The 15,082-nt window shown below is 56.1% G+C and carries 10 protein-coding genes; 1 reads left to right on the top strand and 9 read right to left on the bottom strand.

Features of this window, described 5'->3' with window-relative positions:
* Positions 1-5 precede the first annotated feature (5 nt).
* From EOS98_RS08300 to mdtA, 8 genes are all read right to left on the bottom strand, one after another.
* Positions 6-722 (bottom strand): DUF1266 domain-containing protein, encoded by a 717-nt coding sequence (locus tag EOS98_RS08300; RefSeq protein ID WP_001650029.1) that lies wholly within the window; start codon positions 720-722, stop codon positions 6-8.
* On the bottom strand, positions 722-1,924 hold the full coding sequence (locus tag EOS98_RS08305) for a cytoplasmic protein (RefSeq protein WP_140902088.1): 1,203 nt from the start codon (positions 1,922-1,924) through the stop codon (positions 722-724). Before EOS98_RS08305 ends, EOS98_RS08300 begins: the two co-directional genes overlap by 1 nt.
* A gap of 268 nt (positions 1,925-2,192) precedes the next feature.
* Complete coding sequence (gene baeR, locus EOS98_RS08315) at positions 2,193-2,915, bottom strand: two-component system response regulator BaeR (protein ID WP_000137854.1); 723 nt, start codon at positions 2,913-2,915, stop codon at positions 2,193-2,195.
* Positions 2,912-4,315 (bottom strand): two-component system sensor histidine kinase BaeS, encoded by a 1,404-nt coding sequence (gene baeS / locus EOS98_RS08320; RefSeq protein ID WP_126523971.1) that lies wholly within the window; start codon positions 4,313-4,315, stop codon positions 2,912-2,914. Before baeS ends, baeR begins: the two co-directional genes overlap by 4 nt.
* Complete coding sequence (locus tag EOS98_RS08325) at positions 4,315-5,727, bottom strand: MFS transporter (RefSeq protein ID WP_000137818.1); 1,413 nt, start codon at positions 5,725-5,727, stop codon at positions 4,315-4,317. The genes baeS and EOS98_RS08325 overlap by 1 nt, the downstream gene beginning before the upstream one ends.
* A complete protein-coding gene (mdtC, locus tag EOS98_RS08330; RefSeq protein ID WP_127821160.1) occupies positions 5,724-8,804 on the bottom strand; it encodes a multidrug efflux RND transporter permease subunit MdtC in 3,081 nt (1,026 codons plus the stop codon). Before mdtC ends, EOS98_RS08325 begins: the two co-directional genes overlap by 4 nt.
* A complete protein-coding gene (mdtB, locus tag EOS98_RS08335) occupies positions 8,805-11,927 on the bottom strand; it encodes a multidrug efflux RND transporter permease subunit MdtB (RefSeq protein WP_126523972.1) in 3,123 nt (1,040 codons plus the stop codon). It abuts the gene before it with no gap.
* The gene (mdtA, locus tag EOS98_RS08340) at positions 11,927-13,168 is read right to left on the bottom strand and encodes a multidrug efflux RND transporter subunit MdtA (protein ID WP_126523973.1); all 1,242 of its coding nucleotides are present in this window, start codon (positions 13,166-13,168) and stop codon (positions 11,927-11,929) included. Before mdtA ends, mdtB begins: the two co-directional genes overlap by 1 nt.
* Before the next feature lie 282 nt (positions 13,169-13,450).
* Here mdtA and ibsA point away from each other — a divergent pair, with 282 nt between their 5' ends.
* Positions 13,451-13,510: a type I toxin-antitoxin system Ibs family toxin gene (ibsA, locus tag EOS98_RS08345; protein ID WP_001805500.1), complete on the top strand. Its 60-nt coding sequence runs from the start codon at positions 13,451-13,453 to the stop codon at positions 13,508-13,510.
* A 98-nt stretch (positions 13,511-13,608) separates the two neighbouring features.
* Here ibsA and yegD read toward each other — a convergent pair whose 3' ends face one another.
* Complete coding sequence (gene yegD, locus EOS98_RS08350) at positions 13,609-14,961, bottom strand: molecular chaperone (protein ID WP_000469628.1); 1,353 nt, start codon at positions 14,959-14,961, stop codon at positions 13,609-13,611.
* Positions 14,962-15,082: the final 121 nt, after the last annotated feature.

Consider the following 15,082-nt stretch of genomic DNA (forward strand, 5'->3'; position numbering starts at 1 on the left):
GTCCTTTAAATCGGCTCGAAAATTTTGAATTCATTCCACGGCAGTTGTCGCCAGCGGCTGACAGGGTCTTGCAGATAATGGGTGGCTTCCTGTAAATCCCGTCCGGCAAGCGCTGTTGGCGTGTCACGTAGCGTGAGCCATACTCGGCGGGCGCGAACGTAGGCGGTGGCGTAATCCTCCCAGGAATCAAAACAGTCCTGAGCGCGCTGGGCGTTAAGTAATAACACCAGCCAGGCCTGATGTACGTCGCACCAGCCGAGCCCGGCGATACAGCGGGTCAGAAAGGCGGTGCGCATGCAGTCGAAAGCCAGCGCGTCGCGGACCTGGCCCTGGGCCGCCAGATGATGATAAAACGTGCGCGGCGAGCTGCCGATGCCCGCAGGCCAGCGGCGTAAGATATCCTCGACCTTGTGGCGTAACGCCGCGCCGTCGAGGTTTTCGCTCAAGCCCAGCTCTTTTTTTACCTGCTGTGCCAGATAGCGGCGTTTGTCATCGTCAAGTTTGAAGACCAGCTCAACGCCTTTGGTCGGTAGCCCGTTGCGCCGGGCGAGGATATCGGCTAGCGCCAGCGCCCATTGCCGCCGTCGGGTATCGCGACGCAGATCCTTCAGGCGATCTTTTTCTTTCTCCTCGGCGATACGGGCCGCAATCAGCGGTTTGTTTTTTTTGTAGTTGCGCCAGCTAAAAAATAGGGCGGCAATAATAAGAACAACCCAGAACATTAGCGCTCCTCCCTGGTTGCAGAAAGATAGCGCGTGGTTTGTAGCGTCAGGCTTTCAATTTCGAAAGGTTCGCTACTGGTGTTTTTCCCGGCAAGCGTAGGGTGCCATTCATGTCGTGGAAACAGCATTTCCGCAGCCGTCGCCACGTTAGGATCAACAACCTGAAGGTAGCGCAGTGCCTCCGGGGCGCTGTGCAGCAGCAGCCACTGTAAAGCTACCGGGGGAGTGGGGAAGTGTTCCATTAAATGAAAATTGTCATGCAGCACATTGAGCAGAAAATTGAGGTCATGAATATGAGTAATAAATTTCCAACCTGAATATTCCGGCGTCGATTCATAAACTATTCCCATCCCTTCGCAATCAGCGTGGCGCTCAGGAAGTGGTTGCAGATGGCGTAACAGAGATAAAACATCGTTAGCATATTTCTTAATAGGATGGCGATTTTGCTTACCTTTAATCTGATCAATACTCAGGCCGTTATTACCAACCACCAGGCTTATTGTGACATGGGGAATATTATTGCCGTCGCGCAGGCTGAACAGGCGAAGTTTTTGTTGTTCAATTTGCCGGGCGTAGTAATCGCCGTAGCCGCCGGAAAGCGCGCCTTTATTATCAAAATCTCCGACGCAGTGTTGCATATGCCAGGATTCATACGCCATCTCACTGCGCAGGCCGGGGTTTGTTGCATCAAGCTCAACCAGCACACCGTTATTCACCGCCATCACCGGTTTTAGCGCCTCGCTGTTGGAGGGATACCAACCTTGTTCACGCAGGCGCTGCATTTTTTGATGCTCCGCTTCGCGCATTGCCAGCACGGTAAAGCAGTTGATGCGCTGTAGTTTAGTTTCCAGCCGCGTTCCTTCCTGACGCGAAAGAAATTCCACTAAATCTCTTTCCATTGCCACGAGTTGCGGGTGCTGAACGTTAAGGTAGTAAAAGCGCTCATCGCCACCCAGCTTTGGCACCAGCCAGGCGGGGATTTCTGCATCAGCGCTAAAATAAACGGCATAATCGGCGACGGAGCGCACAGGGTAAACATGAGGAAAGTCACCAATGATCCAACGATAAAAATGGTTGCTTAACCAGCGCTGGATAATTTCGCTGTCGCCGCGTTGTTGGCTCCGGGAAAAAATAGACGATTTTACATTTGGCGCATTTATTATATTGCGTGGTTTATAGCGGTGAGATGACGTTTCTGTCATAAAAATCCATGTATAATTAAGCTGGTATTATGTTTATGTATTTTTAGATTCACTTAATGAATTAATGCGCAATAAGTTTAAAAAACTACTCACAGTATATCGGTAAACTAAAAAGAGCGGCCAAATAATTTATTGTCTCCGATCGCGTTCGTCGTGGTTTTCGGGATACCGCTCGGCCAAAGGAAAGAGGGCAGTGTGTTAATTCCGCCAGAATAGCGTTGGCGGAAAATATCGTCTTACGACTTTGTTATTGTTATGCCAATAATCATTATACCAGGCGACACGCATCTGCTTCCCAGCGATATCCCACCCCGTAGACCGCGCGTATAAATGACTGTTCGGCATCCAGCGATTCCAGTTTACGGCGCAGGTTTTTAATGTGGCTGTCGATAGTACGATCGGTCACCACACGGTAGTCGTCGTAGAGGTGGTTTAACAACTGCTCGCGGGAAAAAACTTTACCCGGTTCAAGCGATAAGGTTTTTAGCAGGCGGAATTCAGCGGGGGTTAAATCCAGCGCTTTACCACACCAGGAGGCCTGAAAGCGGCTTTCATCAATCATTAACGGGCTTTCGGCATCCTGCTGCTGGAGTTCGCGCTGCGGTTTACAGCGGCGCAAAATGGTTTTCACGCGGGCCACGACTTCGCGTGGGCTGTAAGGCTTACAGATATAATCATCGGCGCCGATTTCCAGCCCCAGCAGCCGGTCGATCTCTTCAATTTTGGCCGTGACCATCACAATGGGGATGTCGGAAAAACGGCGAATCTCCCGGCATAGCGTCAGACCATCGGTACCCGGCAGCATCAGATCCAGCAGGATCAGATCCGGTGGCGTTTGACGCACATACGGCAGTACCTTGTCGCCATGATTGATGAGCGTGGGGGCGTAACTCGCCGCGCGTAAGTAGTCAATAAGCAGCTGTCCCAGCTTGGGTTCATCTTCAACAATCAAAATGCGCGGCGTGTTTTCATCAATGGGTAATTCAGTCATACTTCTCTCTGTAAATCGCGATCCAGCGGTAACTCTACTGTAATGCTAACCCCGCCAAAAGGCGAATGAGCGGCGTGAAGATGACCGTTATGCGCGTGTACAATATTGACGCATATTGCCAGCCCCAGTCCAGAACCGCCGCTGGCGCGGTTACGGGACACTTCCGTGCGGTAAAAACGGTCAAAAAGCTTTTGTAACTGTTCATCGCTGACGCCCGGTGCAGAATCGGCAAAGGTCAGGAATAATGATTTGTCGCGTTGTTCGGCGGAAATATGCAGGCCGCCGCCGCTGTCGGTGTAGCGCAGACTGTTTTCCAGCAGATTATTAAACAGTTGCATCAGGCGATCCGGGTCGCCGAAGACGGTCATGCTATCCGGCAACGCGTAATGTAGCGTTAGCCCCCGGCTGGTAAAGCGCTCTCTGAACGCGCCGCCAGCGACTTCCAACAGGGGAACAAGATCGACGGTCGTTTTTTGATAAGCCAGCGCGCCCTCGTCAGACAACGACAGCTGATGCAGGTCGTCAACCAGTTTGGTAAGCGTACCGACTTCCGCCTGTAGCGAGGTAACCGATTCTGGCGTGAACTGGCGAACGCCATCCTGAATGGCTTCCAGTTCGCCGCGCAATACCGCCAGCGGCGTGCGCAGTTCGTGGGAAATATCTGCCATAAAGTCGCGGCGCATCTGCTGGTTTTTTTCCAGCGTGCTGGCAAGCTGGTTAAAGTCCTGCGCCAGTTTTCCCAGCTCATCGGCGCTGGTTGGGGTCACGCGCGTGGTAAAATCCCCCGCCGCCAGCCTGTGCGTACCCTCGACCAACCGTTTGACCGGGGCGAGCAGGCCACGCGCCAGCAAAAACGTCGCCAGCGCGGCCAGCAAGGTTGATAACGCCACGATCATCCAACTGGCGCGCCGCTGCTGCATATCAAAATTAATATCCGTATTGCGCGTCAGCCGCTCGACAGGAGAGGCGATAATCGCGCCGACTTCGTCACCATTGACCAGAATGGGGCGGCGAGTACCGTCATGCGGCACCGGACCGCGTGGGCCGACCAGCACCCGGCCATTTTGATCGACGACCCAGAACTGGGTGCGCCAACCGTGCGGCGGCATACCGGGGCCGGGTTTATCCCGGTCGTTGTCATGCTCAAATGAACGCAGAATCTGGAAAACGAAGCGATCGTTGTTGCGTAAAAAACGCCAGTTGCCGTGTTGCTGGTACTGGTCGCCCAGCGCATCGCCCAGCATTTGTAGCCGCTGCTCGTTGCCGTGTTTGATATAGTCAATAAATCCGCGTTCAAAACTGACGCGCACGGCCCAATGCATACTGATCAGCAGCACGATGCAGGTGGCGAAGATCGCCAGAAACAGCTTGCCGGTGATTCCGGGCCGCCAGACTTTCATTACAGGCTCCTTTTACGCCGTGAAATGACCATGTTTTGCTGTGTATCGTTCGGCACGCGGGCAAAAATTATCGCCGGTAGCGCGATAATAACCGCCATACATAACCAGGTGTACATAAAGACGTGATGTGTGGCGCTACTGTCTATCCCGATATGCTGTTGGCCAAACATACCCAGCAGCATTCCGGCAATAGTGACGCCAATACTCATCGAGAGCTGCATAATCATCGATAATAAGCTATTGCCGCTGCTGGCCAGCGTATCGGGAAGGTCTTTTAGCGTTAAGGTGTTCATGGAAGAAAAGCGCGCCGAGTTCACCATTCCCTGCAAAAGCAGTACCAGCGGCAGGAGATAATACCAGCCGAGCAGCGCGACCGACATAAACAACAGGCTAACCAATGCCAGTCCGAGCGTGGTCGCTACCAGAACCCGACGATAGCCAAAACGGTTAACTATCTGCACCACAATCCGCTTCATTCCCATGCTGCCCAGCACCATGGGGATCATCATCAAACCGGCATGAAACGGTGAAAAACCAAGACCAATTTGTAAAAAGACCGGCGTCATAAACGGCAGCATACCGCTGCCGATACGCCCGGCAAAACTGCCCAGCAACCCCAGTGAAAACGTGGGCGTGCGGAACAATCGCAGGCTGAATAACGCGCCTGAGTTTTTTTTGGCATGGAAGAGATAGAGCAGAATGGCTGCCGCGCCGCCCGCAGCAAGTCCGGCTAATGTCCAGGGCGAGATCCCCATGCTTTTACTACCGTCCAGCGCCAGCGTGAGTACCGCCATGCCGATAGCTAACAGCAGGAACCCCGGCAGATCAAAGCGCCGGGTCTCTATGGTGTAGTTTGGCATTAGCATAAAGGTCGCCATAGCGCCGACAATTCCCACCGGGATATTGATCAGAAAGATCCAGTGCCATGAAGCATATTCCACCAGCACCCCGCCCAGCGCGGGGCCGAGTAACGGCCCGATCTGACCCGGCAGGGTGACGAAGGTCATCGCCGCCATATATTGCGCGCGCGGCACGATTTTCATGACCGTCAGGCGTCCGACTGGCACCATCATCGCGCCGCCTACGCCTTGTAAAACCCGCGCTAATACCAGTTGATTAAGCGTGCCGGAAAGGGCGCAAAACAGCGAACCCAGCGTGAACAGCACGATGGCGGCAAAGAAAATATTACGCACGCCGATTTTGTCTGCCAGCCAGCCGCTGGCGGGGAGCATCACGGCGACGGTAAGAACATATGACACCACTACCATGTGCATATGCAGCGGGCTTTCCCCCAGGCTTTTCGCCATGGAGGGCAGCGCAGTGTTGACGATGGTGGTATCCAGCGACTGCATAAAAAAGCCGAATGCCACAATCCAGAGTTGCCAGCGGGTGTTGTCAGGAAGTTCTGTCATATCTCTACTACCGGTTTGCTATTTTTACGCGAAAAACGCAGCCGCAGACGGTCGAAAAAGAGGTACACCACCGGCGTGGTATAGAGCGTCAGGAGCTGGCTCATGACCAAACCGCCGACAATGGTTATCCCCAACGGCTGCCGTAATTCCGAACCGTCTCCGCCAGATAACACCAATGGCAGTGCGCCGAACAGCGCCGCCAGCGTGGTCATCATTATTGGACGGAAGCGTAACAAGCAGGCCTGGAAAATGGCTTGTTCCGGCGTCAGGCCGCCGCTTCGTTGCGCTTCAAGCGCAAAATCGACCATCATAATGGCGTTTTTCTTCACAATGCCAATTAATAGCATGATCCCTATCAGGGCGATTAGGCTGAAAGGGGCATTGAAGAGTTCCAGCGCCAGAAGCGCCCCAACGCCCGCCGATGGCAGAGTAGAAAGAATGGTCAGCGGATGGACGTAACTTTCGTACAGTATCCCCAGCACAATGTAGACGGTAGCGATCGCCGCCACTATCAAAATAAGCTGCGAATTCATGGTCTGCTGGAACACTTGCGCCGTTCCGGAAAAACTGCCGCGTACCGTCGGGGGGACGCCAAGCTGCGTCATGGTGCGATTAATGGCCTCTGTCGCCTGCGATAACGATGTGCCGGTCGGCAGGTTAAAGGCAATCGTGGACGCCGCGGAAAGTCCCTGATGGTTCACCGACAGCGGCGCATTGGCGGGCCGCCATTGGGCGAAATAAGAGAGGGGGATCGCTTTTCCGTCACGGTTGATAACAAACATTTTCTCCAGCGCGCTGATATCCTGGCTATAGCGCGGATCGACTTCCATCACCACTTTATACTGGTTCATCGGCTGATAAATGGTGGAAATTTGCCGCTGGCCGAAAGCATTATTTAACAGACTGTTTGCGGCCTGAACATCAATGCCCAGCCGTGACATGGTGTCGCGGTCGTAGATAAGGTTCATCTCCGCGCCGTTATCCTGCTGGTCGGAGTTTACGTCCGCCAGTTGCGGCAGGGCCGAGAGCGCTTTGCGTATTTTCGGCTCCCATTCGCGCAGCGCCGCCAGGGAGTCAGACAGCAATGTGTATTGATAACTGGCGTTAGCCTGCCGCCCACCGACGCGAATATCCTGTACCGCCATCAGAAACAGCCTGGCGCCGGGTTCTTTTGCCAGTTTGACCCGCAGTCGATCAATGACCTGCTGCGCCGTCTCTTTGCGTTCGCCGCGCGGCTTCAGCGTAATAAACATCATGCCGCTATTCACCCGCGAGCCGCCGGTAAAACCAGTGACATTATTCACCGCCGGATCGTCGCGAATAATTTCCATAAAATCCTGCAGCTTGCCGCGCATGGCCTGGAAAGAGATGCTCTGGTCAGCCTGAATACCGCCCATCAACACGCCGGTGTCCTGCTCCGGAAAGAATGTTTTAGGGATGGCGATATAAAGCCAGATGTTCAGCGCAATGGTGCCAAGAAAAACCACACCGACAAGACGCGTATGGTTAAGCACCCATTTTAACGACGTGCCGTAACCCTGTTGCAAGGCGACCAGCAAACGGCCAACGCCCCGTTTACGCGGTTGGGTGCGCGGTTTGCTTGATTTAAGCATCCAGCCGCACATCATCGGCGTCAGCGTGAGCGAGACCACCAGCGAAATGCCAATCGCCACCGAGAGGGTAACGGCGAATTCCCGTAATAATCGCCCTGGCAGACCGCCCATTAACAGCAGCGGCAGAAATACCGCCACCAGCGACAGACTCATGGAGATGACCGTAAACCCGACTTCCCGCGTACCCTGTAATGCCGCCTGCAAAGGTTTCATTCCCGCCTCCAGATGGCGGGCGATATTTTCCAGCACCACAATGGCATCATCAACGACAAATCCGGTCGCGATAGTCAGCGCCATCAGCGACAGATTGTTGAGGCTGAAGCCGCACAGATACATGGCGGCGAAGGTGCCGATGAGCGAAACGGGAACGGCGACGGCGGGGATTAGCGTGGCGCGCCCGGAACGCAGGAATAAAAATACCACCAGGATCACCAGCGCGACAGAGATAGCCAGCGTCTCTTCTACCTCTTGCAGCGACGCGCGAATCGTCGGCGAACGATCCTGGGCGATTTGTAAATCGATAGCGGCGGGGATCATTGCCCGCAGTTCCGGCAGTTTTGCCCGGATGCCGTCGACCGTCTGAATAATGTTGGCCTCCGGCAGCTTGCGGATCATCAACAAAATAGCGGGTTTAGCGTTCGTCATCCCGGCGTTACGGACATCCTGCACCGAGTCGGTGACGCTGGCGACGTCGCCCAGGCGTACCGCCGCGCCGTTGTTATAGTGAATAATCAGCGGCTGGTATTCGGCGGCGGTTTTCAGTTCGTCGTTGGTCTGGATTTGCCAGCGGTGCACGCTATCTTCAATTGCGCCTTGCGGTCGGCGTACGTTGGCGCTGTCGATCGCTTCGCGGACCTCATCCAGCGAGACGCCCTGGTTAAAGAGCTCCTGCGGGTTTAAGCCTACACGTACTGCGGGCAGGGAGCTGCCGCCGACGTCAACGTCGCCGACGCCGTCAATTTGCGCGATGGTTTGCGCCAGTTGGGTAGAGGCGAAATCATACAGTTTGCCCTGTGACCAGCTCTCCGAGGTGAGCGTTAAAATCATAATCGGCGCGTCGGACTGGTTGGCCTTGCGATAAGTCGGACGGCTGGGCATTCCGCCTGGCAACAAGCTTTGCGCGGCGTTAATGGCGGCCTGCACGTCGCGCGCCGCACCGTTAATATCACGATCGAAATTAAATTCGAGAATAATGCGCGTACTGCCGAGCGAGCTGCTGGAAGTCATTTCATTGACGCCTGCAATGCGTCCCAAAGAGCGTTCCAACGGCGTCGCCACTGACGAAGCCATGGTTTCCGGCGAGGCGCCCGGCAGCGAGGCGCTAACCATAATCACCGGGAAATCGACCTGCGGCAGCGGGGCGACCGGCAGCAGACGAAAGCCCAGAATGCCGCACAGCGTAATGGCGGCGGCAATCAAAATGGTGGCGACCGGGCGGTAGATGAAAAGGGCGAAAAAGCGCATCTACGCCTCCTCTTTATGGCGCGGAAAGCGACTTTTCACGTACAGCGACAGGCGGTCAAACAGGAGATAAATCACCGGTGTGGTAAACAGAGTTAATACCTGGCTGACCAGTAAGCCGCCCACCATCGCGATCCCCAACGGGCGACGTAATTCCGCGCCAACGCCGGTACTCAACATTAATGGCAATGCCCCGAGCAACGCCGCCAGCGTGGTCATCAGAATCGGTCGAAAACGCAGCAGACAGGCCTGGAAGATAGCGTCGCGCGGACTCATCCCCTGTTCGCGTTCAGCGGCGAGGGCGAAGTCAATCATCATGATGGCGTTTTTCTTCACGATGCCGATCAGCAAAATAATGCCGATAATGGCGATAATATCGAGCTCGCTACCGGCGATGATCAGCGCCAGCAGCGCGCCGACGCCCGCCGTAGGCAGCGTTGAGAGAATCGTGATCGGATGGATAAAACTCTCATACAGCACGCCGAGCACGATATACATCGCCACCACGGCGGCGACAATAAGCCAGACGGTGCTGCCCAGCGCCGCCTGGAAGGCGAGCGTACTGCCCTGAAACTGCGTTGTAATATCCGCTGGCAGGGCGAGCGTTTTTTCCGTATCGAGAATCGCCTGCACCGCATCGCCGAGCGAATAGCCCTCCGGCACGTTAAACGAAAATGTCGTAACCGGGAACTGATCTAAATGATTGATGGAGAGCGGAGCGAAGCGCTGCTCAATGCGGGCAATCGCGCTGAGCGGTACGGTGCCGCCGTCGCGGCTCGTCAGGCGAATCGTCTCCAGCGCCGCCAGGCCCGGCGTGCTGGCGGTATTATGTTCCAGCACGACGCGGTACTGGTTCGCCTGGGTATAAATCGTTGAAATCAGGCGTTGTCCGAACGCGTTGTAGAGTGCGTTATCCACATCCGCCATGCTGATACCCAGACGGCTGGCGCTGTCGCGGTCGACATTCACCCAGGCCGCTAATCCCCGATCTTGCCAGTCGCTGCTTACCTCGGAAAGCTGTGGTAACGACTGTAGCGCGTTCTGCAGTTTTGGCACCCAGTGGCTGAGCGCATCGAGCGTCGTGGCCTGCAGGGTAAACTGATACTGCGTGCGGCTGACCTGCGTGTCGATGGTTAAATCCTGCGTCGGCTGGAGATACAGCGCCACGCCGGGAATCGTCGCCACGGCGGTTTGCAGCCGGGAGATCACCTGCTGCACGCGGTCATCACGCGCATCCAGCGGCTTGAGGTTAATTTGCAGGCGCGCGCTATTCAGCGTGGGGTTAGCGCCGTCTACGCCAACAAAAGTCGTCAGGCTTTGCACCGCCGGGTCCTGTAATATCCGCTCCGCCACCTGGCGCTGACGTTGCGCCATACTGGCATACGATGACGATTGCGGCGCCTGCAGCGTCCCCTGGATAATGCCGTTATCCTGTACCGGAAAGAACCCTTTCGGGATGACTATCCACAGCATAACGCTAAGCAGGAGCGTGGCGAATGCCACGCTCAATGTAAGCCACGGATGGTTGAGCACTTTCGCTAATCCGCGTCCGTAGCTGGCGATCACGCGGTCAAACATCCGCTCGCAGGCGCGGGAAAAGCGGTTTTGTTTACGCAGAGACTGCTGGCTGAGCATACGCGCGCACATCATGGGCGTGAGCGTCAAAGAGACGACGGCGGAGATTAAAATCGCTACCGCCAACGTCACCGCAAATTCGCGGAACAGTCGACCAACAATATCGCCCATAAAGAGCAATGGGATCAGCACCGCAATCAGTGAAAAGGTGAGGGAAATAATGGTAAAGCCGATTTCGCCCGCGCCTTTGAGCGCCGCCGCCAGCGGTTTTTCTCCTTTTTCGATGTAGCGCGAGATGTTCTCGATCACCACAATCGCATCGTCCACCACGAAACCCGTGGCGATAGTGAGCGCCATCAGCGTCAGGTTATTAATGGAAAAATCCAAAAACACCATCACCGCAAAGGTGCCGATAAGCGACAGCGGTACGGCGACGCCGGGAATAATTGTGGCGGGAATGTTACGTAAAAACAGATAGATAATCATGACGACCAGCGCGATCGCCAGCATCAGTTCAAACTGGGTATCGCGCACGGAAGCGCGAATATTGGTGGTGCGATCGGACAGGACCGTGACCTTCACCGATTTCGGCAGGCTTTCGGTAAGTTGGGGCAGCATCTGGCGAATGCTGTCCGCTGTCGCAATGATATTGGCGCCAGGCTGGCGTTGAACATTCATCACGATAGCCGGCGCTTGATTCGCCCATGCGCCGAGCCAGCTATTTTCCGCCCCCTGTTCGACGGTGGCGACATCGCCCAACCGTACCGGCGCGCCGTTTTGATACGCGATGATAAGCCTGCGGTATTCGTCGGCAGACTGCATCTGATCGTTAGCAGAAAGCGTCACCGCCCGTTCGGGGCCATCCAGACTGCCTTTCGCCGAGTTGACGTTGGCGCCGGTAATTGCGGTACGGACCGTTTCGCTGGTCAGACCGAGCGCGGCGACAGGCTGAGCATTCAGTTTTACACGCACCGCAGGGCGCTGCCCGCCGGCAAGCGTCACCAGTCCGACGCCGGAGACCTGCGAGATCTTCTGCGCCACGCGGGTTTCTACCATGTCCTCTACCTGGGTCATCGGCATCGCGTTTGAGGTGACGGCAAGCGTCATAATCGGCGGGTCCGCCGGATTGACTTTGCTATAAATCGGCGGATTCGGCAGGTCGGAAGGCAATAAATTGGTGGCTGCGTTAATCGCCGCCTGTACTTCCTGCTCGGCAACGTCCAGCGGCAGCGTCAACTGAAACTGTAGCGTCACCACCGACGCGCCGCCGGAACTTTGCGACGACATCTGCTTCAGTCCTGACATCTGGCCGAACTGGCGCTCAAGCGGCGCGGTGACGGCGGAGGTCATGACATCCGGGCTGGCGCCAGGGTAGAGCGTAACAACCTGAATAGTAGGGTAGTCGACCTCCGGCAAAGCGGCGACGGGCAGGAAGCGATAGCCAATAATCCCGGCGAGTAAAATCGCCGCCATCAGCAGAGTGGTGGCCACGGGGCGCAGAATAAACAGACGCGAAGGGCCGCCCGTGCTGCCCGGAGGTAATACCTGCATCAGGCGCGCGCTCCTTTTTGACCTTCATGGCGGGAAGGGGGTTTTTCATCCGCCACGGTGGTTTGCGGCTCAACAACCTCGACTTTTGCGCCTTCCGTCAGCCGATCAATACCATCGGTAACGACGCGATCGCCTGCCGACAAGCCTGCGCTGATCACCACGTTTTGGTTATCCTGAATACCGATTTTTACCCGCTTCTTGCTGACGTTATTTTCGTCGTTCAGCACCCACACAAAGTGGCCCTCATTGCCCATTTGCACCGCCGCGGCAGGCACCACAACGGCATTTTGTTCGGTATCGACCAGCATCCGGGCGTTCACAAATTGATTGGGGAACAGCGTATCGTCCTGATTGGTAAAGCGCGCTTTAATTTTGATCGTTCCCGTTGTGGGATCAATCTGGTTGTCCAGACTGAGCAACACACCTTCGCTCAATTTGTGCGAGTTAGTCCGATCCCAGGCTTCTACGACCAGCGCTTTCCCCGCTTTCTGTGCCTGAACTACGGTCGCGATATCGCTTTCCGGCAGAGTAAAAATGAGATCAATCGGGTGCGTTTGCGTAATGACGACAATACCTGCGGTATCGCTGCTGGAAATCTGGTTGCCGACATCCACCTGTTTCAAACCCACGCGTCCCGAGACCGGGGCCGTGATACGACTCCAGTCGAGCTGTAACTGCGCGCTGGCGACATTGGCTTCATCCGCTTTAATGGTTCCCTGGGTTTCGTTGACCAGCGCCTGTTGCGCATCCAGTTCCTGACGGGAAACCAGATTGGTTTTTGCCAGTTGCTGATAGCGCGCCAGATCACGACGCGCATTCGCCAGCGTAGCGTTATCTTTCGCCAACTGTCCCTGAGCCTGCGCCAGGGCGACCTTAAACTGGCTGGGATCGATTTGCGCCAGCAGATCGCCTGCGTTGACCTGCTGACCTTCCTGAAAGTGCAGGGCGATGAGTTGACCATCCACGCGGCTACGTACCGTAACGGTATTCGCTGCGGTCACGGTACCCAGCCCGCTCAGATAGCGCGGTACGGCCTGCGTGGTCGCGGTCGCGGCCTGTACCGGCGCCAGAGGGCCGTCGCGCATACCGCGGCGACCTGCGGCGGCGGTATGCGGCGCTTGCGCGGCGACGCCCGGCGCGGCGGTCGGGCTTTCGCTACGGCTATGCCAGAACCAGAATGCGGCGGCGGCCACTACAACCCCAATCGCTATTGCCCAGCGGAAAGTATTACTGCCTTTCATCGGTATAAGTTTCTCATCCTGAAACGTTTTGCGGAATGTTGCTCCCTCTATTGTAGTCAGCAGGGAAGGGAGAAAAATGGAGGAATTATGGAACACGGTCGGGATTATTCTGAATGGCGACCCACTTTGCGAGGCGCTACGCAACTCTCATCGGTGAAAATCGTTAACGCGCCGGAGTGCGGTAAAGTGGCGGCACGGCAATAAAGGTAAGCCACCGATTTCAGCAGGACGCTGAAACGGGAAAGCCCCTCCCGAGGAAGGGGCCAAAATAAGGAAAGGGTTATGATGAAGGTAGTCATCATACTGGTGATACTCTTAGTGATTAGCTTCCAGGCTTACTAAGACACCAGGGGGAGGAGGAATCCTCCCTAACCCTCACTCCTGACGTTAAGCCACATCAAGAATAATGTCAATCCATCAGCGCTGGGCTTGCGAGGCGCTTAGCGGAAAACGACCTCCGCCCAGCGCGCCAGTCCTGCGGTGACGGAGCCGAAATCATCGCCGCCAGCGACGGGTATGCCCGGTAACTGTTCGGAAAGCGCTTTTTTAATCAATGGCGAACGGGCGCTGCCGCCGGTCAGATAGATGACATCCGGTTTTTCCTGCGCGCTGTCCAGCGCCAGTTGCACCTGTTCCAGAATACGCGCCAGCGGTTGATCCAGCGCCGCTTCCAGTCCTTGCTGGCTGATAGCGACCGCCAGGTCGTCGCTGATAAATGGCAGCCTCGCCGTAACATCCGCCTGGCCGGAAAGGGCGATTTTGCTCTCTTCCGCGCAGCGTACCAGGCGGTAACTAAGTCGCTGGCGCCAGACCTTGAGCAGCAACGCGACCTTGTCTGCTTCACGCGCGTTGCGAACCAAATCGTTCAACAGACGACCATTCGCGCTACTGTAAAAATCGCTTTGCGCCGGGACGTCGTTAATCGCCACGGCGTTCCACCACGGCAGCACCGGCAGGGCGATGCCTTTTTCGGTTTCGCCGCCCATGCCCAGCAAAGGCATCAGATTTTTAAAGGCCAGCGCGATATCCAGATCGTTTCCGCCCACGCGGCAACCGCTGTGCCCCAACAGGCTGTTTTCACGATCGGCGCGCTGACGCCACTGCGGCCCCATCAGCAGCATGGAGCAGTCGGTGGTGCCGCCGCCAATATCCACGACCAGCACACGCTTCTCTTCCCGCAGCGTAGCTTCGTAGTCCAGGCCCGCCGCAACCGGTTCGTACTGGAATACCACCTCCTGAAAACCGGCGCGTTTTGCCGCCCGCTCCAGAATACCCTGCGCCTGGCGGTTCGCGTCATCGCCGCCGAGTCCCTGAAAGTTGATCGGGCGACCGATCACCGCCTGGGTAATGGCCTCCGGCAATTGGCTGTGCGCCGTATGACGAATATGTACCATCATGGCGCAGACCAAATCTTCAAACAGCGCGACCTGCTGCGGTTTCAGGCCGCTGGCGCCTAAAAAGGATTTCGGCGATTTGACAAACCAGACCTCCTGGGGATCGTCAATATAGTGCGCCAGCGACGCCAGACCAAACTGTACGCTTTGCGCGCCAACCTCAATATCTTCCTCGCGGTTGTAGCGTATCGCGCGGCGTAGCAGCGCCTGGGTTTCTTCGTCCGTTGCCGGCACATCATGATGGCGATACAGCCACTCGCTCACCGCTTCGCGCGTCGGCGCGCACAGCATAGACGGCAGTAATGCGCTGTTATTCTCCATTGTCAGCAACTGTGGATGCCCGTCGCGCATAATGGCGACCGAGCAGTTTGCCGTACCGTAATCAAATCCTATAAACACCTTAAAATCCCCATGCCAGTGAAGAAGGGGCGTGACTTTAGCGAAATGTCGTCGCGGCGACAACTGGAATATGAAAGCAAGGCGTTACGTGCGATTAGCGTTTATGCTGAAAGGTCAAATA

Source organism: Salmonella sp. SSDFZ69 (assembly GCF_004010755.1).
GTDB classification, from domain to species: domain Bacteria; phylum Pseudomonadota; class Gammaproteobacteria; order Enterobacterales; family Enterobacteriaceae; genus Salmonella; species Salmonella enterica.